We start from the raw sequence: 24766 nt of genomic DNA on the forward strand, positions 1-24766 counted from the left end.
TAATTTGTTGAGCAGTTGCATCCCCATTATTAATAACATTAGTGGCATTTTGAATCGCTTGTTCAGCTGCTTGATGTTTATTATTGAAGTTTTGAGTACTTTGTGCTGTCATACCATCAGTTGATACAGTTGTTTGTAATGTTCGTTGTAGTTGATTTTTAGCAGAAACTAATTCACTATTATCTGCTTTATTTTCTAGCAAGTTATTGGCACTAGTTATTTTAGGTTGAACAGCTTTAATTTTATTTAAAGCATCATTAACTTGCGAAACTGTTGGGTTACTGCTATCTAATACATGTTTTGCCTCATTTTTAGCAGAATCAATTTGTGATTGAATTTTAGCAATAGCATCATTGTATTTATGAATACTAGCTGGTGTTTTACCCTCTGTGCTAATATGTTCAGTTAATTTGTTGTAAGCAGTTTGCAATTGAGATTTATCGGCTCTTAAACCATCTTTTGCATTATTTAAAGCTTGTAACGCTTGATCGACTTTAGTTTTTTCTGCAGCAATTTGTTGAGCACTAGCATTACCATCATCTATTACATGTTGAGCATTATTGAGTTCTGAACGAGCTGCTGCTTGTTTAGCGTTATAAATGTCTACAGTTTGTTGAGTCATTCCTGTAGTTGAAGGAACTTGATTTACGGCATTTTGTAATTGCTGTTTAGCTTGAACTAATGCAGTATTGTTTTCTTTATTTTGTAATAAAGCTTTTGCTTCATTAACTTTAGTTTGCATTTCTCTAACTTTACTTAATGCGTTTCTTACATCTGCTACGCTTGGGTTACTAGCTTTGAGAACATTATCTGCCTGTGCTTTTACATTATTATATTCATTTTTAAACTGATTAAATTTATTATTATAAGCTTCTATTGAAGCAGGTTTTTTATTATTTGTATCTGCCGGTTGAATTAATTGATTATAAGCGCTTTGTAATTCTTCTTTATTAGCTCTCAAACCACTTTTGGCGTCGTTTAGAGCTTGTAAAGCCTGATCGACTTTAGTTTTTTCTGCAGCAATTTGTTGAGCAGTAGCATCGCCATTATTAATTACATTCTGAGCTTCTTGTATTTCGTTTTGAGCAGCTTGTTGTTTTGCTCTATATACATTAATACTTTCTTGAGTCATTCCTGTAGTTGAAGGAACTTGATTTACGGCATTTTGCAATTGTTGTTTAGCATTTACAAGTGCAGAATTATTCTCTTTATTTTGTAATAAAGCTTCAGCTTGATTAACTTTTGTTTGAACAGCATTAACTTTATCCAAAGCGTTTTTAACTTGTGAGACTGTAGGATTGTTATTGTTAAGTACACCACTAGCTTCAGATTTTGCAGCGTTTAATTCATTTTTAAAACCTTCTAAGGCTTGTTTATATCTTGTAACAGAAGACGGTGTTTTATCTGTTAAGTTCACTTGTTGATTTAAGTGATTATAAGCTGTTTCTAATTGAGTTTTATCTGCTCTTAAATTATTTTTAGCTTCTGTATACTCTCTTTCGGCTTGGTCAACTCTATTTTTAGCTTCAGTAATTTGTTGAGCAGTTGCATCCCCATTATTAATTACATTAGCAGCATTTTGGATCGCTTGTTCAGCTGCTTGACGTTTAGCATTATAATTTTGAGCACTTTGTTGAGTCATTCCATTCGTAGAGGCAGCTGGTTGTAAAACTTGTTGTAAATGATCTTTAGCTCTTACTAATTGACTATTATCAGCTCTATTTTGTAGTAAACTTTTAGCTTCATTAATCTTTGCTTGTGCTGCTTTAACTTGGCTCAAAGCGTTATTTACTTGTTGAGGTGTTGCAAATTCTGTATTAATAACTTTATCAGCTTCATTTTTAGCTTGATTAATTTGAGCTTGAGCTCGAGCCATAGCTTGGTCAAAGTTTCTAATACTAGCCGGTGTTTTATTTTCTTTACTGATAGTATCATCTAAGTGATTACGAGCATTAATTAATTCAGTTTTATTAACTTTTGTTCTAATAGTTTCTGTGATCTCTTGCGTACTACCATCATTATAGTTAATGGTTACAGGTATTTGAGTTGTACTTCCTCCTGCAAGGTGAGTGGGAAGTGTTGCACCCCTTTTAATTACTGCATTACGTTTATTGGCTACTTGAACAGCATTATTCACATCCTCATTACTTACATTTTGACCTTGTTCTTTAATGATTTCATTAATAACTACGGTGTGAAGTGGAGGTGCAGCTACTGTGTTAGTACTGCTGCTCTCAGTGTTTCCGCTTCCTGCTCTAGAGATAATTGTTACTTGTGATTCAGGTTTAATGCTATTAGCATTGAAAATAATTATTCCGTTGCTTTGATTGAAGGAAACATAGCTAGGTTTGTTAGTAATTGACCAAGTGCCATTATTATTATGAGTAACTGTAAATGATTTAGATAACTCATGGCTATTTTCTAATTTTTCTGTATAAGTAACTTCTACTTTAGCAGTTGGATTATTAGAATGAGCTCTATTATCTGGTGTTATTTCAAATGTACCGTTTTCCCATACTTTAGCACTTGCTTGCTCTGGCTGAGGAGCTTTTACAGTGAATAACCCGCTCTCTGCTGTTGGACTAATAGTTTCCCCAGATCCTTCAGTAGCTAATGCTTGAAGTGTGTCTCCTGTCGCGATAGCAGGTCTATTTATTAATATTGAACTACCATTATCGCTAGCCAATACTCCTCTTACATTTGGCTCACCATTTTGAACAATCCATCGACCTTCATTATTTTTAATAAATGTTGTTAGTTTGTGGCCGTTTTTATTAATTACAATCTTATCTGCAATCGATTGAGTGTGAGAAGTTGTGCCTTCAATTGGTACTTCTCTCACTGCACCTGGAGTTATGGTAACTTCTCCTGAATTAGATTCAGTGATAATTGCATTGTTAGGCTGAGCACTCGTTACTATGAATGTACCAGGTTGTGATTCTTGCCAAGGGTGACCACCAGCATCTAATACATCGTAAGTACCTGTCTTTACAAACGTTTGACTAGTATAAGCTAAACTTTGCCATTGTGAAGTATTTGAACCTGTAGTTTTAGGGTTCCAGTAAAATAAAAAGCCGTTTGTAGGTAAGTCGTCTCCATTTTCTAAATGTACATATTTTTTAACCCAAGTACCTCCAGGGAAGGTTTGGCCAATTTGAATTTTATATACTGAATTAGCAAAGTCAAATTTATACACCCATACTTTTACTGGTACTTCTACTGGTGTGTCAATACCTGGATAATGAATTAAAGCAGTTAAGTTTTGTATACCTGCAACATTTTTGTCTGGTTGGCGATTATCCTTCCAAGAAGTTGTTGCTCCATATCTATTATTACCTTCAAAAATTATATAGTTGTTTACATCAGTTCCTCGACTTAAATCAATACCAAATTTATCTCTATTTGGTGTAACAGCAGATATTGTTGGATAAACCATTACTGGAATATTAACTGTTCGTGTACCTTGATGATTCGGTAAAGTGACATTTATAACTTTTTCTGATTCTCCGATAGTATTTTTCCAAGTGTCAGGACTGTCGACCCAAGAGAACTGTGAACCTGATGGAGCATTACTTATAAAGTTATTAAAGTTATTAAAATTGAAATTAGAACCTTTTACAAATTTAATACCACCATTTTTAGCATGTATACCTTCTGTAACATTAACAGGATTACTAGCATCAGAGGTAACAGTAATATTCTCAGTCACATTATTTACACCATTACTAGTGACTTTTGCGTAAGTTAAATTATTTTCAGTAATTGAGACTTTTGCTGTTATATTACCTGTAGGTAATATGCCTTGAATAGTTACAGTAGCCACACCATTAGAATCTACTGTTTGCGTTGTATTTTGAATAATTGAACCATTAGATTGGTATAGAGATACATTAGCATTATTTGGTACGTTTCTAACTAAAATTTGCTGATGAGTTAATCCGCCTCTATAAATAACGCTATTACTATCTATGACTGGTTTATTAGGTTTAACTTCGTAAAGTACATTCACATTTTCTCTTTCGCCATTAGGATAAATGACTGTTGCAACTCGAGTAAATGCCCCAGGAGTTCTTGAACTTGGTGTTCCTAGGTTGTCTCCCCATTCAAAGTTCATACCTTGTGTCCATGAATGATTGAATGGTTGCACATATGAACCAGCAAAATCAGCATTATCTGGACGAAAAACAAATTGTCCATTTATCGTCGTTTCAAAAATCCTTTTAGGTTGAGATTTGACAATTTTATAGGAAGTACTTTTACGTATTGGCGTAGATTCTCCGTCAAATAAAATATCTGCTTCTAAATTTTGTTCGACGCCAATTTGATTACTATTTATATTTGGACCTCTATTATTAACCCAAGTTAGTCTAGCTTCTATAGGACTACCATTTTTTAGTTTAAAGAAGTCTTTAGGGTTAGCACCTTTTCCTTCAGGGAAATTTTGGCCCTGTACAGTGTATCTAGGTTCTGCAAATATTTCCGGTATGATTTGTTTAACTAATACATTTATTTGAGAAGTCGTATTATCTGCGTAAGTGATTGTAACTGTAACACTTGAATTATTATTTGTATTTGTGACGTTACTGACTTCTTTAGAACGAATTTCATTTTTTGGAGCTGTGACATAAGTTCTATTAGGTTCATTATTAGTAATTGTTAATGAATTAATTACAGTATTCTTTTCAGTTTGAGTTAAAGTGGTACCATTTCGTATACTACTAATTCTAATAGGGTTCTGAATTGTTGAACTACTAGTAACATGATATTTATCTTTTAAAGGTTTAATAAGCACATTAAATGATTGTTCTGTCTGATTATTACTTTTATCAGTGGCAATAACTTTTACTGCCTTAGTAGTTTGACTCGTTACATTAGGAGCTGTGCCTGTTATTTCTGTATTGCTGTTATTTTTTGACACTGCGATATCGCTAGTTTGCGGAATTGAGACTGATTGTACTCCATAATTATCTGTTACAGTCATATTATTTCTAAATGTTTCACCAGAAAAAACGACGTGGTTATTATAATTACCAAAGCTTATTACAGGTTTGACGTTATCACTTGGCACGAAATAAACATCTATTACATTATTAGTGACCTCCATGAGATTAGCAGAGTCATCTGTTGAATCTGTAATGTTATCAATATATTGTTTAGCTCCATATGGCGTTAGTACAAGTTGAGCTTTGTATATAACACCCATAACTCCATTGTTAGACCCATTAGCTTTAATAACTTTGTCGACATTGAATGCTTGAGCACCATTAGCAGCAGGTACTTCCCCACTTGAAACTTGAGAGTTTCTTTCATTATAAATGCTATTAGAGTGACTTACTTCAGCATTTTCAATTCCAGTACTAGCCTGAACTAAATCTAATACTTGTATTACTTGACCATCTTTAGTATAAAAACGCAAGTTATCTAAAGTATTGAGTTTAGTTGAGAAACCAGTGGTTTTATATTTAGGTGTTCCTCCAGCAATTGCTAAAGCCTTATCGTCACCTGATATGTCGTTTCTCAATGAAGGTATGCTTGTGCGAGCAGTTAATAAAGGCAATATTTGATTTAAAGTAATTGATGATCCTTTAGTTGCATCGTATCTATAAATAATCGATTTGTGATCTGGAGACCATGATAAACCTCCATCTGTATCACGGTGAGCTATTTTATCATTCGACCATGAGATAGTATAATCATCTCGAATATTTGTCCAACGTAAAAAGTTCATATCACCTGGATGTGATGTAAAAGTTTTATTATATTTATCTTTTCGAACTACAACATTTACAGTACTTGCACCACCACTAGTTGGGTTATTTACAGTAATATCACTAAGTTGGATGTCTAATCTTCGATTGGCTTCAACAAAAGCTTGTTTAACCTTGTTAACCTCTTCATCACTTAGTGTTGATGGATTTAATCTATAAACTCGTAAATTACCAGATGGCGCTATAACATCCACAGCTTTAACACGCAATGTAAGTGTTGTTGCATTTTGATTATATGCATTGACCGCTGTAATACTATAACTATGCGTTTCATTTCCAAAATGAGCTATCTGATCGCCTGTTGGTAATGTGTCATTAGGGTACATAACTGTAAATGTCGTATTTGTTGGAATATCTTGACCATTACTCAATGAGAAGTACTTTCTTAAATCTCGTCCTATTTCATATCTTGAGCCTTTAGGTACGAATATTGTTGCAATTTTAGGGTCAGTGACATCTGTATCAGCATATATGTCTTTACGAATTGGATCATATGTGTAGATGTTACCAGCATTCACTGTCCCTTGAGACCCATCTTTATAATTCACAAGAATGTTACCGTTATCTTGAGGAACTAAAGCATTTGAGCTTGCTAAGTAAGTCGATTTGTTAGTATTTAGTCTTTGTACTTTATCTTTACCTTGATTTTTTTCTTGTGTAGTAAAATTAGTAGGATTTACTACAAGAATTCTATTACCAGCAGACAAAGGAGTAAGTGGATAGTCAGTCGCTAAGCTCCCAACATTTACATTGATAGTTTTAGTTTGTTGGTTATTATCATTATCAGTAGCTGTTAATCTAAGAGAAATAACACTATTTAGAGCTTGACTACGACTGATAGTACCTGAAACTGTTAAAGTACCAGTTTCGTTATTAGAATTCTTAACAAAGGTCTGAGTCCATCCAGATGGTAATCCCTCTACACGTACTTGATTAAGTCCAGAACCTCCGTGATTTTCAGTTACAGGTATAGAGAATGAGACATGATTATCTCTATAATATTTTGCGTTTAATCCTACAGGTTCTCCAAATGTCGGAGGCGTGCTATCACTTGATAAAGTAATGATATTACTAAAGTTAGATTGAACATTCTCGTTAAAATAAGTGATAGCTTTTAATTCAGCAGCTCTTGGAAGACCTTGTATATAATCGCTAGCTGTAAAAGTAACCGTTCCAGTATGCGTAGCATCTGCACTTGCTATCACTGTATAGTTCTCAGGTTTAGTATAAGGATCTGAGAAAGGATCAGTTGAACCGTTTTGTCCTCCAACAACAAGTAAAACTTTAGCATTAGTTTCGTGTGGCACATTAGTAACTATAATTTCTGGTTTTTGACCTGCTTTGCCTCTAAGTTGCATTTCAGTTGTTTCAATTGTCGGAGGATTAGGTTTAGCACGTACTTCGAATTGTTCTTCTCTATCTCCTAATCTTACTGTAATAAAATAATCTCCAGGTGCTAATGTTCCCACTAAAGAGAAGTTTTTCTCGTTGGCATTATTAGTTTGACCTTTAGATTCTTCTAATCTCAATGTATTTGGGTAGCCATATACCGACCAAGTATTATCTCTAATAGGTTCATTACTTGTTAGTTGAACACGTATATCTTGTTGTTTAGGCGAATTATTATGCATATTTCCAGCCATAACTTCGTATACTGGATGACCAGCTTTTTTAGATTCTGAATAACTTTCAATACTTTGTCCTTCATTGTTATGCCAATAAGAAATCTTTTGTTTAAGAGCTGGTTTAACATACAAATTTACTGGAACTAGAGTTTCTGGGTTATGGTGACGATCTCGCGCGTTAAATCCAATCATTAGCTTAATTGGATTTCCTGTGCGAGCAGCTTCCTCCAGATTATTCTTTGAGAATGTACTCTCGATTTCAACTGGATTTAATTCATCTGCACCGAAAATGCGTACTTGGTCGTAAGCATCATTATATTGCATGAATCCAAAGATAGATTGACTTATATGTTTTACATAACTTAAAGGATCGTCGGCATAATCAATAGTATGATCTCCATCAGAGTCCAATATAGCTCGATCGGTATTTTTACCTATAGATGGATCATATACATACTTAGTATTACCTAAATGCATAGTACGATTTTTAACTTCTACGAAAGATTGAATACGATTTTGATATTCTTTCATTGGTTCAACATATAATTGGTTGTAATTAAATAATTGTCTAAATTCTAGTGCACGACCGCCTGCTGCATAATAAAGACGTTCTGTTGGGAGACCATTAGTTTTAAAGGAAATTCTATAACTTACGTCCCCTTTACCAATAAAGCTATATATTGAATCTAGACCTTGTCCTTGTTCAGGTTTCTCACCATTTAAGAAAGCAAAGTTTTCGTCACCATAATAACGCGCTGTGGATGATGCACCATTTCGGTTGAAATAAGAATTACGATCATATTCATTGCTACCTCGAGCAAAATCCCAAAAGTTATTTATATGAACGGTAGGCGTATTATAAAATGGGTAACCATGAGCGGCACCATGTCTAAAATAATTAGCCACAGATGGTTTAATTCCATCAGCGGTTTGCCAAAATTTAGGCAGAGGTGCGCCTGAACCTGAGCCCACACCACCATAAGCTGTGCTTGTTCCATTTTTGTTTATGATAGAAAATGTCACTTGACCTACCGGTGTTTGATCACGTGGGATTCCAAACCAATAAATCATATTTTCATGATTTGAGTGTCCTTTGTTAAATAGTATATCCCACTCGTAACCATCTTTAACCCTTTTAGCAGTTATATAAGCGATACCTTTGACATCTGATGCATGTAATGTGTTATAAGGTGTTGATGGTAATAGATAAGGCGCCCCTTTATTAGAAGCGTGTAAAAATGTTCCTATTGGATATCCTGAACCATCATCATCGCTCGATACATAATATTCAGTCCATGCATCTAAATAAGCTGAATTAGATTTACTACTAGCCCGATCTTTATTAACACTTCTAGTAGAACGGTTGTTTTTATTTATTTTAGTTGTACGCGTTGGTAGTGTACGAGCTAATTCAATCGCTTGTTCTAATTGTTGGTACATCAAATCAAGCTGTTTTGATTCAGGATTATCATTATTACCAAGATAATCATTAAGTTTGTCAAAAGTAGCTTTAACTTTATTATATTCATCTGTATTAGCTTTATCAGTATCTATCATTCTATATTCATGATATGACGCATCATATAAAGCTTGTAGTCTAGTCTTATCCAAAGGCGGTTGAACAAATTTTGGTTTGTAAGTATCTTCAATTTGTTTATTATTTGAATCTTCTTTAGTAGATTGTTTATTGGTAATTGATTTTTCTTTTAAATTATCTTTTTGTTTTTCTTTATCATCTATTAAAGATTTTACAGCTTGTGTTTTTACCTTATGGCTGTTTTTATCATTAAGATAGTTAGATGGTGAGTTCTTAGTATTTTCTTTCGCGCTCTTTTGAGTTTCATCACTATTGCTAATAGATGTTTGTACATTTGTTAAAAGCTCAGTATTATTTTCTGAAATTGTATAGACATCATTTTTATTTTGGTCAATTTTAGAGTTAGTTTGTTGTTTTGCAGTGGAGTCTTTTTCATCTCCATTAAGTGCAGTTTTTTTAACTATTGTAGCAGGTTGATCTGATTCATTTGCTTGAGCTTGACCCGCATTAAAACCAATAAATACCAGGGTTGCGATTACAGTCGAAAATGTTCCAATGGCATATTTTCTGATACTAAATTTCTGTAATTTATCTCGATTATTCAAAGCTATTGTTCACTCCTATTCTAGATGTTATGTCTTTGTTGTTTGATGTGATTTAATATATCGTGTGCTTGAAATTGACCATATTGACGATATTTAAAAAATGAAATGAATACCATTCAAAATGAGTTTAATAAAATTTAGAGCTAATGTCGGATTATAAAATCATAATTTGAATGCGGCATGCTCACTCATCTATCACAATAGAGTTTCGAACAATATTTTATTTGTTCTAAACAATAATATCACTTTATATAAAGAAAGTGAAATTAATTCACAATATTTATATAAAATAAATTTTATGTTGCGTAGATGATGGGTATAAAATAAACCAAATGGCTTTACGAATTAATTTCGATAAGTCCATTTGGTTTAATGATTAAAAGTTGCTTGCTAGATATTTTCCTGAAACATACAACTCATGTTCGTTACAAATTGAAAGTATTTTATTTAGTTCATGTGCGTATGCCATTTCATTAAAGAGCTGTTCTGATTCAAGTGGCACTTGAGTGTGAATTTCAGCTAATGATTTTGATAAATGTAAATTGTTAATGTTATCGTTAATTTTCTTTTGTTGCGCTGGTGTCAATGCAGATATATTTTGAATTACGTTTTCAACGCTATGATGATTTTGAATTAATTTAATAGCTGTTTTCTCGCCGATACCTTTTACTCCAGGATAACCATCTGCCGTATCTCCCATAAATGCTTTAACATCTATTAATTGTTTGGGTTCTAATCCGTATTCATCTTTAAATCGATCTAGAGTATAGCGATTATAAATAGTAAATCCTTTTTTAGTAAGCCAAACTTCTACATTCTCGTTTATACATTGGAGAATATCTCTATCTCCTGTAATGATAAAAACTTCATTGTTATCAGAATAAGTTTGAGCGAGGCTCCCAATCACATCATCAGCTTCATAATTAATTACACCAATATTTACAAATCCAAATTGTTGTGAGATTTCTTTAACGTAATCAAATTGTGGTATAAGTTCTGCTGGTGGTTCTGGCCGATTTTGTTTATACCCTTCAAACATTTCGTTACGAAAGGTTTGTTGCCCCATATCCCAACATACTGCAACATGTGTAGGATTAATTTCTTTAATTGCACTGAAGATATGTCTTACAAAGCCTTGAACGCCATTTGTAGGAATACCTTTAGAGTTATACATAAATTGATTGTGTAGACTCGTTGCATAAAAATGTCTAAATAGTAGAGCCATTCCGTCCACGAGTAATACTCTATTTGTCATGATAGCGTCCTTCTTTCTTCTTATATGATTTCATCAAGTTGTTTCGATTTTGTTTCGAGTTGTTGGATGAGCGTATCATCTAATTTGAATGATAGTAATTCATCAATTTGTTCTTGAATTTGTTGCTCTAATTGTTTGAATTGCGTTTCAGCTTGAAGTGACATCTGCTGAACATAGTCGTTCAGTTCTTGTTTTAATTCACTCAAACCATCTTGTAACAATTCTAATGTTACATTTGAAATTTGTTCTTGGATATCACGCTGTGAATTAGGATTTAGTATTTTACGTTTTGTTAATTGCTTCGGTAAGGCTGCAATCATATCATTTAAATCTATTTTTAAAAATGGTGTTTCCTTTACATCAGGTTCTACATCGAATTGTGCTTTAACTAGAACGTGTATGTGATTCAATTTCTTGATAATTGGTGCGATTTGCTCTTCTAATTGTGAATTAAAATACTTTTTGATTCTTTCAGTAATTAATGATTGTTCTAAATATAATCGTTGATGAATTTGATCAAGATAAGTTTTAGTAGAAATCTTTTTCTCTTCATTAAAATCACTATTTTGAGTCATTTGACTGTTATAAACTGATTTCACTTCGTCTAATAATTGAAGATTGAGTCTATTGTTTAAATGATAGATTTGTTCATCAACTTCGTTATTAGTATGTTGCGATGTAGTATTGATCAATTGGCTATTAAGTCTATCTTGGTCTTTAATGTTTAATAATTTTTCTTGTCTAGCTTGTATTTGTTCCTTATTATTATGGAACTCTTCAATCATTTCTTTATAGGAATCATTCATTTGTTGAATTTGATGAACCATCTGTTGTTCTAAAATGGTTTTAGATTCGACATCAGCAAATCGCTGAACGCTATCGCGCAATTGATCTATACCTTGATCGCCCTCTTTTAAGCTTTTACGACTTGAAACGCTAAATATCTCAGAATGAAGGTTAACTTGTCCAAGTGCATCTGCAACATAATCACGCACTGCGTTGAGGTCGTCTTCATTTTCAGCTAAATCTACTGCATTAATAACCATCTTGAATGCTTGATTCTCGTTTAATTGATTCATCGCTTTCATGTGCTCGATAAACGCTTTATCGTTATCCGTGAATGAATGGTTAAAATAACTTACGTATAAGATTAAATCTGAAGAAGTAAGAATCTGCTCAGTTTCATTAGTGTGTCGTTGATTATTAGAGTGAAGACCTAATGAATCGACGATAATTTTACCTTTTAACCATTCAAGTGGAAGGTTAAGATGCACGGTCTTAACGAATGTAGCGTATTCATCTTCTGCGCTCCATTTTTTAACGTCTTCTTGAGAAACGGTATGGACTTCTCCCTCGTTTAACATGTCTAGATACATATCATAATGTTTCTCAATGGCATCAATAAATGCGAGTTGATTCTTTTCAAGTTGTGTCTTAAGTTTCTTCAAATCACTGTTAATAAATGATTCTAATGAATCATATGACGCATTGTAATATTCAAGAACGTTGTTGACCTCATCTAATAATTGCTCAGATGATTTTAAGGTGATTTGGCTTTCTTCGCCGTATGATAATTCAGTTGTCGCTGCTGTTGTAGGATTTGGTGAACTTACTAAATATTGACCGCCTAATAAAGCATTGATTAAACTACTTTTTCCTGCACTGAAAGTTCCGAATACACCAATTTTAGTGATTTGATTATTGAGGCGATGCATTGTGTCTTTGATGTCCTTTTTCGTACGATCAAATAGAGGGACATCTTCGACTACTTGAAGTGCATTCTGAATATCAACTTGATTTGCTGTTTCTGCTTCATCTTGGTTGACCTGTTCATGTTTGTGGTGGTAAGCCGTTGAATTTTCCTCTTTAAGTTCGAAATTTGCTTCAGTTCTTCCGATTAATTTATCCAGTGAATCATCTAAATGGATGTAATAATGTTGATAATTATGAGTAGTTAACGATTCTCTTAAATTTTTCAACTCAATGAATTTTTCATATTCCTGTTTATCCTCATTATCTTCTGTTGTTAACTCGCTTGCTTGAGCGTGATTCACAGCATCTTTGAAGATAGGGTTTGATTCATGTTCAATATGTTTATTTAAAGCTTTCACTACTTCATCTGAGAATGTAAGAACATACGTATTGCTAATACTTGTCTGAGGTTGATATAAATCAGAAATTAATGATGGCTTTATAAGGTAATCTTGGTTTAGGATTTGATTATTAACTTCACTGTCATTTATAAAGCGTGTTAAGAATGACATGTCTTCTCGAAGTGGCTGACGTATTTGTTGGTTCACTTTATCTTGTAACGCATCAGTAGCTTGATTCAGTCGTTGTTCCTGTTCTTCTTCTTTTTTCTTTTTCTTATTGAAAAGCCCGCCTACTTTAAAGTCTTCAGATTTACTTTCAAGATAAGATCTTAACTGTTCTCGCATATCATGTGTCATGATATAAGCGTTATCTAAAATATCTTTACGTTTCTGCTTTAAATAATTGAGTAATTTATCAGAGTCGTTTAATAGTTGAGCTTCTTCGCTTACTTCTTGATTTTGTTGAAACTTCATGTAAGCTTGCTCAAAGTCTTCCTCTTCGATATCAAGTGTATCGATGATGTCTTGGATTTCATTTTGGATATAAGCAAGTTGTGCTTCAGTAATAAAATCGATAGTACGATTCACGTAATCTTCGACAGATTCTCGGTGATTATCCATTTGAACGAGGTAATCAGATAATTCATTAATTTGGTTCTCTGGATGCTCAAATTTAGATACATAATAAGTATCTGTTAATTCAATATCCCAATCTTTAATTGATTTCTCTACGCGTGATTTAAATGTATCAAATGATATTTCGTCCTCATTATGTTTATCGATTTGATTAATGACAAACACGATAGGAATACCTACTTCATTAATACGTCGCATGAATTTAAAGTTTAATGCAGATTGTACGTGATTGTAATCTACAGTATAGAAGAGAATGTTGCTCGTATACATAAATTGTTCAGTACTAGACTGGTGTGTGGCAACATTTGAGTCTACGCCAGGTGTATCTTGTAGTGTGAAACCGTTGTTAAATTTATTTGATGGGAAGTTAATTTCTACTGATTCAACATCCACATTTTGACGATTCATTTGTTTCACATCATCATAAGTTTTTAATTTAGTGTATTGTTGGTGAGGTAAATTCGCGATGATTCCTGGTTCTTCAGCGACTGACACGACTGCAGTATTACTTGTTGTAGGTACTGGTGAGCTAGGTAAAATATTTTGTTCAAGTAATAGATTAATTAACGTTGATTTTCCTGCTGAAAAGTGACCTACGAAAGAAGCGGTAAATTGATTAAGATATACTTTTTTTATTACTTGGTTAATAGTGTTAACTAAAGCATAGTTGTTCGATTTCTCAACTTCCTTTTTCAACTTATATAAAATATCTAATTGTTCAGTGTTATCCATGTGTTTTGAATCCCCTTTAGATCCCTCGATATGTAATAGAGGTTTTTACTCTGATTATTATCAAAAGTGTAAGAAATTTATGTATATCAACTTCAAAAAAATTAAAAAAATTAGGTTAGTCTAGAAGACAAACCCTAATTTTCAAAAGTTATGATATTTTAAATTTTATCACATAGACAAAGTAAAACCTATGTTTAAATAGCATATTTATTAATCAAACCATGCAGGTTTATCGCCTTCTGTTCCAGGTTTATTAACACCAATATTTTCTTTAGAATGTAGCTCTGGATTTTTAGCGATTTGAACAGCTAATGAAGCAACACTTTTACGTGAAACTTCTGTACCTTTGAATGTCTCATCTTTAGTAGTAACTTCAAAGACATTTTCATTTTTATCAGTTAACCAACCTGGACGGATGATAGTATAATCTAAATTTGAATTTTCAATAATGTCAGACGCTTTGCGATATAGATTTAATTTATCACCAAATTGTTCTTTATTCCATTCGTTAAATTGTTCAGGTAATTCATTATAGATACCAGGTGCTGCCACAAATATTAAACGTTTAACATTCTTATTAGCCATAGCTTCAGCAATTGTCTTAGCTTGTCTATCAAGTGATCCAGATAAACTTGCAAAGACTACATCAACTTCATCTAATGCTTTCTCAAGATCTTCTAAGTTTTTTGCATCGCCTTCATATACTGTTACACGGTTAGAAGCATAGTCAGGGATACGGTGCGCATTTCTTAAGAATAAATCTACATTAAAACTAGAGTTTTCAAGGAAAATTTTAGTTGCTTCGATAGACACTCTACCGTTAGCTCCGATGATTAATACTGTTTTCATATTTATAATCCCCTTTCTAAACATCTTCAATATTTTATTTTTTAGTATTTTTTAAAATTAAAACACTCCTATTCAACTGTACTATAGTCGAGATAAGAGTGCGAATGAATTGAATATTTAGGTTACTACTATTACACGGAAATAATAAAAAGTAAACCTTAATTTTTAAAATCGGGTTTTTTACCCCAATATTGATAATACGTACATTCGATATAACTATTGAATAATTTACGACGTTTAGTTGCTTTACGGTTAACTAAATACTCAAATTCTTTATTACTAGTTAAAATATATGTTGATAAATAAGGATGTTGCTTCATTAGTGAACCAATATAGCGATACATTTCTTCTACTTCTTCGCGATCACCTATACGTTCACCATATGGCGGATTTCCTACTAATGCTACTGGTCCTTCTGAATCAATAGTTAAAGTATTAACGTCTTTAACATTAAATTGAATAATATCGCCCAGTCCAACTTCTTCAGCATTACGTTTAGCAATTTCTACCATTTCAGGGTCAATATCAGATGCGTAAACTTCAATTTCTTTATCATAATCTGCCATTCTATCTGCTTCATCACGCAATTCATCATAAATATTTGGAGGCATGATATTCCATTCTTCAGATACGAAATCTCTATTAAATCCAGGGGCAATGTTTTGTGCAATTAAACATGCTTCAATCGCAATCGTCCCAGAACCACAGAATGGATCAATCAGAGGAGAATCACCTTTCCAATTTGCTAAACGAATTAAACTAGCAGCTAATGTTTCCTTGATTGGTGCTTCCCCTTGTGCTAGACGATAACCACGTTTGTTTAATCCTGAACCTGATGTATCAATAGTTAATAAAACGTTATCTTTGTGTATTGCAACTTCTACAGGATATTTTGCACCAGTCTCATTTAACCAACCTTTTTCATCGTATGCCTTTTTAAGTCTCTCGACGATGGCTTTTTTAGTAATTGCTTGGCAATCAGGTACACTGTGCAATGTTGATTTTACGCTTCGACCTTGAACGGGGAAATTACCTTCTTTATCGATAATTGTTTCCCACGGTAAAGCTTTCGTTTGTTCGAATAAACCATCAAATGTTTTAGCATCAAAGCGCCCCATTACTATCTTAATGCGGTCAGCTGTACGTAACCATAAGTTGCATTTAACGATTGCTGCTTCATCACCTTCAAAGAAGATGCGCCCATTTTCAACCTGTGTTTCATAACCAAGTTCTTGTATTTCTTTAGCCACGACTGCTTCCAGTCCCATTGGACAGACTGCTAATAATTGAAACATTTCATTGCTCCTTTATTCATATTGAGTCTATTTTACCAAATTCATCATCTTTTTTTAATATAAGGATAAACTCATTTTTATTTTTTGAAAATGATTTAACAAATAGCTTTCATGAGAGCATTTGCGCCCATAAATATAAACAATAAAAAAGCTCTCCATATATAAGGGAGAGCTAAACTAGTCGTAATATTTCTGTAAGCCATGTTCTGTACCGTTGTACTCATCACGTGTACTAGTTACACTGGTACGTCGGTGGTAACCATCTGTCTACATACTTTCACGCTCGTGTGAAAGTCGTCTCGTTTATACGTTGAATTCCGCTAAACAAGTGCTCCTACCAAATTTGGATTGCTCACTCGAGGGGTTTACCGCGTTCCACCTTTTATATTTCTATAAAAGCTACGTCACTGTGGCACTTTCAAACTATTCTAACCATATCATGTGACTTAGGTTATTTCGTTGCCGTCAAATTAATGCCTTGATTTATTGTTTCATCAAGCACGAACACTACAATCATCTCAGACTGTGTGAGCATGGACTTTCCTCTATATTGCTATAGCGATTACCCGAAATATCACTTTTGCGATTATAACACAATTTCATGTGAATAAGTAACAAAAATTTATATTACTTACCGAAAACTGCTTTTTCTAAATTAGAAATACGTTTTAAAATATCTACATTGTTTGATGAGTTGTTGCCATTATTAGAAGAAAAGTTTTTATTTTCCTGTGGTCTTGTTGTAGCAACGCGAAGTCTTAACTCTTCAAGTTCTTTTTTTAATTTATTATTTTCTTCTGATAGCTTAACAACTTCATTATTCATGTCCGCCATTTTTTGATAATCTGTAATAATATCGTCTAAAAAAGCGTCTACTTCTTCTCTTCTATAGCCACGAGCCATAGTTTTTTCGAAATCTTTCTCATAAATATCTTTTGCTGATAATTTTAATGAAACATCTGACATCTTTTATCCACCTCATTCGAAACTTTGATCTTGAGACCACTGCAAGTCGTTGATGAAGTCAGTGAGTTCATCAAACGTCACAATATCACAAGTATAGTTTGTTTTATCCATAAATTCAACTAACATAGTCTTGAAGAATTTAGGGCTTGCCTCTTGTTCTTCGTCATAAATTAGAATGGTACAGTCGGTATGATCTAGCATGAATTGATCTGCTTGTTTAAACTGAAAAGGCCCTTGATAATCAGTATGATGAATACTCTCCGTAAAATCTGCTTGTTGAGCGATTGAAGCGTATTTAGCTTGGTTCTGTTCATTCCAACGTTGCGTATGACCTAAGAAAGGTGTGATAATCCCTAACTTTAATTCTGGATAATCTTTCTTTAAGTCTAAAACAACCTCAGCTGTCCATAACTCAATACCCATTTGACCTTGAATCAGCACCCATTCTAGACCTTCATCTAATAATTGTTCTAATTTATGAGATATAAACTTCTTTAAATATGAAACTTCTGGTGCATCATCTTTGAATATATTTAATTCAAAAGATTTGTATCCAGTAACATATACAGTTTTAACCATATTCTCCCTCATTAAACATGATACGTTAAAATATTTTTTAAATCATACTGTACGCTTTTTATTTTTTCTGTGAAAAGCTTTCTACTCGTACGTTTAAAATGACATTCTACAGATAGCGATTGAATGTTTGATATAAGTAAATTAAATTTTAATGGTGTCATATACGGCGTATTAATGATTTGATGATAATAATTGTTTAATTCATTAAGTTTTGAATCAATCGAATGTGCATAAGGTTTTACTACCTTATAAAAGTCATAATCAACTTCTGAAGATTTTACTCTTTCAAAACGATGATTCATTTCATCAATATCCGAGATAAGTTGTTCTATTAGTTTTCGCATTAGGATGCCTCCTACAAAGTTAATTTAACACAATAAGAAAGCTTAAGTCATGCAAAGTATCATTCTTTCATATATTAGACATGATTGGATTTATAAAAAATTTTGTTATCGGTGAATTTGTTTTGAAAGATTTATGTTACTTTTATCATTTAAGTCTCGTTTAAATAACTATAATTTTAATAAATAATAAATTATAGATTACGTTTATCTTTCATTTATGAAAGAAATCGTGACAGAATAGGCTAATCACGTTAAAATAATGAATGATGTATGTTTGTTAAATAACATATACATTCAAATACTAGAGTTTGATTGAGTTTTTTCATTTACATATCTAAAGTTTTCTCATCAAACTTGTGTGGTGAATATTATGAATTATCCTAATGGTAAGCCATACTCAAAAAATAAGTCTTCGGACGGACGAAAGCCTTCACCCTTTTCAAGTAACATTGAATATGGTGGACGCGGAATGTCGCTTGAAAAAGATATAGAACAATCCAATACGTTCTATTTAAAAAGTGGCATAGCAGTCATTCACAAGAAGCCTACTCCCGTTCAGATAGTCAATGTTCACTATCCTAAACGTAGTAAGGCTGTGATTAATGAAGCTTATTTTCGTACACCTTCAACTACCGATTATAACGGCGTTTATAATGGGTATTATATCGATTTCGAGGCAAAGGAAACCAAGAATAAAACTTCTTTTCCCCTTAATAATATACATGCACATCAAGTTGAACATATGAAAAATACATATCTTCAAAAGGGAATTGTTTTTCTTATGATACGTTTCAAAACACTTGATGAAGTCTATATATTGCCATATTCTAAGTTTGAATTTTTCTGGGAAAGATATACTCAAGAAATCAAAAAATCGATTACAGTTGAAGAAATTCGGAAAAATGGTTACCATATTCCTTATCAATATCAACCAAGATTGAATTACCTCAAGGCAGTTGATAAGTTGATATTAGATGAAAGTGAGGACCGCGTATGACGGAAAATAAAGGGTCTTCCCAACCTAAAAAAAATAATAGTAAAAATGGTGGGAAGTCCGACGAACAAAAGAATAGGAATGTTAAGAGAACGATTATCAAGATAATCGGCTTTATGATTATCGCCTTTTTCGTTCTGTTGTTACTTGGTATCTTGTTGTTTGCTTACTATGCATGGAAAGCGCCAGCATTTACTGAGTCGAAACTAGAAGACCCAATTCCGGCTAAGATTTATGATAAGAATGGGGATCTAGTTAAAACGTTAGATAACGGTCAACGTCATGAACACGTCAACATTAAAGACGTACCAAAACACATGAAATATGCCGTTTTAGCAACAGAGGATAATCGATTCTATCATCACGGTGCGCTAGACTATAAACGCTTATTTGGTGCTATTGGGAAGAACTTAACTGGTGGATTTGGTGCTCAGGGTGCGTCAACTTTAACACAACAAGTTGTTAAAGATTCATTCTTAACACAACAAAAATCTATCGGTCGTAAAGCTCAAGAAGCTTACCTTTCATACCGTCTTGAACAAGAATATAGTAAAGATGAAATATTCCAAGTTTACTTGAATAAAATTTACTATTCTGATGGTGTTACTGGTGTCAAAGCTGCAGCTAAATATTACTTTAACAAGGACTTGAAGGACTTAAACTTAGCTGAAGAAGCTTATCTTGCAGGTTTACCACAAGTTCCTAACTTATATAATATTTACAATAACCCTAAAGAAGCGAATAGCCGTAAAGACACAGTGCTCTATTTAATGCATAAACATCACAGAATTACTGATAAAGAATATGCTGATGCTAAGAAACTTGATCTAAAAGCGAACTTAGTAGAACGCTCTAAGAAAGATCGTCAAGTGAACGCTAATAATAATGATTCAGAGTATGATTCTTACGTTAACTTCGTTGAATCAGAATTAATGAATAATAAATACTTCAAAGACAAGAACTTAGGCAACGTCCTACAAAGTGGTATTAAAATTTACACTAACATGGACAAAGACGTTCAAAAAACGCTTCAAGATCGTGTTAATAATGGTGGTTCTAACTACTATAAAAATGATGACCAACAAGTTGGTGCTACGATCTTAGATAGTAAAACTGGTGGTCTTGTAGCTATTTCAGGCGGACGTGACTACAAAAATGTCGTAGAACGTAACCAAGCTACAGATGCTCACCCTACTGGTTCATCATTAAAACCATTCTTAGCTTATGGTCCAGCTATTGAAAATATGCAATGGGCTACTAACCACGCAATCCAAGACGAATCTTCATATTGGGTTGATGGTTCAGAATTCAAAAACTATGATACTAAAAGTCATGGTAAAGTTTCTGCTTATGATGCTTTACGTCAAAGTTTCAATATTCCTGCTCTTAAAACTTGGCAACAAGTTAAGAAACAAGCAGGTAACGATGCGCCTAAGAAATTCGCTTCTAAGGTTGGCTTAGATTACAACAGTAAAATAGGTCCATCTGAAGTACTTGGTGGTTCATCTTCTGAATTCTCACCTACTCAATTAGCTTCAGCGTTCGCTGCAATTGCTAATGGTGGTACTTATAACAATGCTCACTCTATTCAAAAAGTAGTCACTAATGATGGTGACACTATTGAATATGATCATACTAGTCACAAAGCGATGAAAGATTATACAGCTTATATGTTAGCTGAAATCTTGAAAGGTACATTCAAAGCATACGGTTCAGCTTATGGACACGGTGTTTCAGGAGTTAATATGGGTGCTAAAACTGGTACTGGTACTTATGGTTCTGAAATTTATCAAAAATATAACTTACCAGACAGTGCAGCCAAGGACGTATGGATTAACGGATTCAGCCCTCAATATTCAATGTCAATTTGGATGGGCTTCAATAAAGTTAAACAATACGGTACTAACTCATTTGTAGGACATACTGAGCAAGAATATCCACAACATTTATTCGAAGATGTAATGTCTGATATCTCTTCTAAAGATGGTGAAGACTTCAAGAAACCTAATGATGTTAATGGTAGTGATGCGGATAACTTATCTGTTAAAGGTCACCCAGACAACGACACTACTAACCGTAGTGTTCACGGAGATAGTGATTCGTCATCAGGCAATAGCTCATCTTCAAACTCAGGTAATAGTTCTAGCAATAACAGTAGCTCTTCTCAAAGTAGCTCTGGTAACGCACTAACTCGTTTATTTAACTTAAATGCTATATTTGATAACAAAGCATCATAATTGATATAGCAAAGGTCCCAATTTCATGTTTTGAAATTGGGACTCTTTTTATATATTAAAAGAGTCAAATTGCATTGTTTGGAGGAACATCTTCCCTTTCATAACAACACAATTTGACTCTTAAATTTTTAAATAGGCTTAGTTAACGATTGCGCTGCTTCCTTATTTGATAAGAGGCATTCATTTTAATTAACTCACTTTTTAACGTTTTCATTTGTCTATATCCCATAAAATGATATTTTCTAGCAATCATATAATGATACCGTTCATCAAAATTCATAGGTACTACGGGATACTCATTTAAGTGATCAAAATTGATTTCACTGATTTCATTAATTTGTTTAAAGTAATTAAGTATCATCTCAAAATAATCATCAATAATAGGTTGAGCCTCTTGAGATTTTAACTTCTTCTGACTCGCTAACTTATCGAGTAGTGTTTCTAATTGTTCGAAATCATCTTTCTTAATCACTATAAATCACGCTTCCTTCAAACTAGCTTTATAACGTTTCTGACCTTCTCTACAATCATCTAATAAAGGACATATATCACATTTAGGTTTTCTAGCTAAACAATGATATCTTCCAAAGAAAATAAGTTGATGATGACTTCTATTCCATCTTTCACGTGGGATGATATCACAAAGACGATCCTCAACTTGTCTAACATTGTCTTTCCATCGATTAATACCTAAACGTTTAGAAACTCTTTCAACATGCGTGTCCACAGCTAAAGAAGGTTCTCCAAATGCTACACTCATCACCACATTTGCAGTTTTTCGTCCGACACCTGCTAAACTTTCTAATTCTTTATGAGTCTCTGGTATACGTCCATCAAATTGATCGAGTAATGAACGACATAATTTTTTTATATTTTTCGCTTTATTACGATATAGTCCTATTGAACGTATATCATTTTGAAGCTCTTCATCGCTAACATTAAGGTAATCTTCCGGTGTTTTATACTTTTCAAAGAGTGAACGTGTCACACGGTTGACTAAATTATCCGTACATTGAGCTGACAGTAATACAGCAATAGTGAGTTCAAATGCATTATCATGCTTTAATTCACACTCTGCGTCTGGAAATATATTCGCAATGACATCTATCATTTCTAATGCTTTCTTTTTACTTATCATCTGGTTTCTCTCCATTTAACCAATCAAATTTAGGAACTTGTTTGACTACATGTTTCATTTTAGGTTGCTTCTGATTAAATTGTTCTCTTATTTTTTTGGAGTCATCTACTGTTTTAACATTGTTCTTCTTCCAATTTAACAGTATGCGATCTATATATTTAAAACTTAATTTGTTTTGACTCAGTGCTTCGTCTAATGCTGCTTGAATGACGGATAAATCATGTTGATCCACATCTATCCATTGGTTTAATGTTTCTATTTCGTAGGGTGAAAGTGGTCTCCCAAAGGATTGTTCCATCAATTGAAATAGTTGTTTAAATTGCTCTTTACTATCTTGCTCTTGGTTATTTAAATTTTGTTTCTTTAGTATTAGGCTTAATTTCTCATAAAAAGGATCTAAATTCATATACTCAGTGAATTTACCTTCTTCGTCTTTACTCACATTTAATTCTAATAATTCGTGTTGTATTAAATTTTGAATGACGGCAGTGATTTCACGAGGTTGCATATGAGACCCTTTTTGAAGCAATTCTATAGAGGGCTGCTTATTAGACGTCTCTGATGCGTAAATCAATTTAATCAAAATCACTAAATCTTGTTCATCTATACCTAATTCCGCATAATGATCTAATAATTCTCTTCGAATTACGACAGGACGTGTTTTAAGTTGAAACAAATCCAAGTGTTTTCCCCTCCTATTTAAAATGAACGCCCAGCCGTATCAATTGACTGGACGTTTTGGCATCATTTGAAAATGAAGTTCTTACTTCGCCTCTATTATGGGTATAAACGATTTAATAAACGTGGGAATGGTGAAGTTTCACGTACGTGTTCCACTCCTGAAATCCACGCAACTGTTCTCTCTAAACCAAGACCAAAACCACTATGTGGTACACTGCCATAACGACGAAGATCTAAATAATAACTATAACTTTCTTCATCTAATTCATGTTCTTTAATACGTTGTTCTAATAAATCTAAATCATTAATACGCTCTGAACCGCCAATAATTTCGCCATAGCCTTCTGGTGCAATTAAATCAGCACATAATACTGTATCTTCATTGTCAGGGTTAGGTTGCATATAGAACGGCTTAATTTGAGTTGGGTAATTAGTTATAAACACTGGTAAATCATAATGATTAGCGATTGCAGTTTCATGAGGTGCTCCGAAATCTTCGCCCCACTCAATATCATCAAAGCCTTGTTCTTTTAAGAATTCAATCGCATCATCATATGAAATTCTTGGGAATGGTGTTGCTACTTTTTCTAACTTAGTCGTATCACGGTCAAGTGCTTTAAGTTCTAATTCACAATTTTTAAGTACTGATTGTACAACATGAGTGACATATTGTTCTTGTACCTCTAAACTCTCAGCATGATTCGTAAATGCCATTTCTGGTTCAATCATCCAAAATTCAATTAAATGGCGGCGTGTTTTAGATTTTTCAGCACGGAACGTTGGACCGAAAGAAAATACGCGACCATGTGCCATCGCTGCAGCTTCCATATATAACTGGCCACTTTGAGATAAGAATGCATCTTGGTCGAAGTATTCAGTATGGAATAACTCACTTGTACCTTCAGGTGCACTTGCAGTTAAAATTGGTGGATCAATTTTAGTAAAGCCATTGTCGTTAAAGAATTCATATGTTGCACGAATAATTTCATTTCTAATTTTCATCACGGCATGTTGTTTCTTAGAACGTAACCATAAATGACGGTGATCCATTAAGAATTCAGTACCGTGATTCTTAGGTGTGATTGGGTAATCATGCGCTTCATGAATGACTTCAATTGATTTTACTTGCATTTCATAGCCTAAATCAGAACGATTATCTTCAGTAATTGTTCCTGTTACATATAATGAAGATTCTTGAGTAATCTCTTTAGCTAATTGGAAGGTCTCTTCATCAACTTCTGATTTCACTACAACCCCTTGCATAAATCCAGTACCATCACGTAATTGTAAGAACGCGATTTTACCACTAGAACGTTTATTTGTTAACCAAGCACCAATCGTTACTTCTTGGTTTAGATGTTGTTTCGCCTGTTTAATCGTAGTCTTCATAACCAAACTCCTATTTTTCTATTCTTTTTAATACTTATTTATT

General features: G+C 33.3%; 14 protein-coding genes and 1 other RNA gene. 2 read left to right on the plus strand and 13 right to left on the minus strand.

Annotated features, from left to right (window positions below):
• The 9 genes from ebh to HMPREF3154_RS04330 all read right to left on the minus strand — a co-directional run.
• Positions 1 to 9535: hyperosmolarity resistance protein Ebh (ebh, locus tag HMPREF3154_RS11635; RefSeq protein WP_256275666.1), on the minus strand; the 9535-nt coding region annotated here is incomplete at its 3' end.
• A 376-nt stretch (positions 9536 to 9911) separates the two neighbouring features.
• Positions 9912 to 10790 carry a 5'-3' exonuclease gene (locus HMPREF3154_RS04295; RefSeq protein ID WP_023350262.1) on the minus strand — a complete coding sequence of 293 codons (879 nt, stop codon included), beginning with the start codon at positions 10788 to 10790 and terminating at the stop codon, positions 9912 to 9914.
• Between the two features lie 20 nt (positions 10791 to 10810).
• Positions 10811 to 14251 (minus strand): dynamin family protein, encoded by a 3441-nt coding sequence (locus tag HMPREF3154_RS04300; RefSeq protein WP_023350261.1) that lies wholly within the window; start codon positions 14249 to 14251, stop codon positions 10811 to 10813.
• A gap of 210 nt (positions 14252 to 14461) precedes the next feature.
• The gene (locus HMPREF3154_RS04305) at positions 14462 to 15100 is read right to left on the minus strand and encodes an SDR family oxidoreductase (RefSeq protein ID WP_023350260.1); all 639 of its coding nucleotides are present in this window, start codon (positions 15098 to 15100) and stop codon (positions 14462 to 14464) included.
• A gap of 158 nt (positions 15101 to 15258) precedes the next feature.
• A complete protein-coding gene (locus tag HMPREF3154_RS04310; RefSeq protein ID WP_070474402.1) occupies positions 15259 to 16395 on the minus strand; it encodes a THUMP domain-containing class I SAM-dependent RNA methyltransferase in 1137 nt (378 codons plus the stop codon).
• A 190-nt stretch (positions 16396 to 16585) separates the two neighbouring features.
• An RNA gene (rnpB, locus tag HMPREF3154_RS04315) (RNase P RNA component class B) lies at positions 16586 to 16969 on the minus strand.
• 53 nt (positions 16970 to 17022) lie between these two features.
• Positions 17023 to 17361 carry a cell division regulator GpsB gene (gpsB, locus tag HMPREF3154_RS04320; protein WP_023350258.1) on the minus strand — a complete coding sequence of 113 codons (339 nt, stop codon included), beginning with the start codon at positions 17359 to 17361 and terminating at the stop codon, positions 17023 to 17025.
• 12 nt (positions 17362 to 17373) lie between these two features.
• Positions 17374 to 17940: an SLOG family protein gene (locus HMPREF3154_RS04325; RefSeq protein WP_023350257.1), complete on the minus strand. Its 567-nt coding sequence runs from the start codon at positions 17938 to 17940 to the stop codon at positions 17374 to 17376.
• Between the two features lie 11 nt (positions 17941 to 17951).
• Positions 17952 to 18284, minus strand: a complete 333-nt coding sequence (locus tag HMPREF3154_RS04330) for a DUF1798 family protein (RefSeq protein WP_023350256.1) — start codon at positions 18282 to 18284, stop codon at positions 17952 to 17954.
• 370 nt (positions 18285 to 18654) lie between these two features.
• On the opposite strand from HMPREF3154_RS04330, the gene recU reads away from it, so the two are divergent.
• Positions 18655 to 19281: a Holliday junction resolvase RecU gene (recU, locus tag HMPREF3154_RS04335; RefSeq protein WP_002433974.1), complete on the plus strand. Its 627-nt coding sequence runs from the start codon at positions 18655 to 18657 to the stop codon at positions 19279 to 19281.
• On the plus strand, positions 19278 to 21515 hold the full coding sequence (locus HMPREF3154_RS04340) for a transglycosylase domain-containing protein (protein ID WP_023350255.1): 2238 nt from the start codon (positions 19278 to 19280) through the stop codon (positions 21513 to 21515). The genes recU and HMPREF3154_RS04340 overlap by 4 nt, the downstream gene beginning before the upstream one ends.
• A 142-nt stretch (positions 21516 to 21657) precedes the next feature.
• On the opposite strand, the gene HMPREF3154_RS04345 is transcribed toward HMPREF3154_RS04340, so the two are convergent.
• From HMPREF3154_RS04345 to asnS, 4 genes are all read right to left on the minus strand, one after another.
• Positions 21658 to 21987 (minus strand): YpoC family protein, encoded by a 330-nt coding sequence (locus HMPREF3154_RS04345; protein ID WP_023350254.1) that lies wholly within the window; start codon positions 21985 to 21987, stop codon positions 21658 to 21660.
• A gap of 6 nt (positions 21988 to 21993) precedes the next feature.
• On the minus strand, positions 21994 to 22653 hold the full coding sequence (gene nth, locus HMPREF3154_RS04350) for an endonuclease III (protein WP_023350253.1): 660 nt from the start codon (positions 22651 to 22653) through the stop codon (positions 21994 to 21996).
• Positions 22643 to 23335 (minus strand): DnaD domain-containing protein, encoded by a 693-nt coding sequence (locus HMPREF3154_RS04355; protein WP_002433943.1) that lies wholly within the window; start codon positions 23333 to 23335, stop codon positions 22643 to 22645. The genes nth and HMPREF3154_RS04355 overlap by 11 nt, the downstream gene beginning before the upstream one ends.
• 95 nt (positions 23336 to 23430) lie before the next feature.
• Positions 23431 to 24723, minus strand: coding sequence for an asparagine--tRNA ligase (gene asnS / locus HMPREF3154_RS04360; protein WP_023350252.1), 1293 nt, complete (start codon positions 24721 to 24723; stop codon positions 23431 to 23433).
• Positions 24724 to 24766: the final 43 nt, after the last annotated feature.

This window comes from Staphylococcus sp. HMSC06C11 (genome assembly GCF_001808345.1).
Taxonomy (GTDB): domain Bacteria; phylum Bacillota; class Bacilli; order Staphylococcales; family Staphylococcaceae; genus Staphylococcus; species Staphylococcus capitis.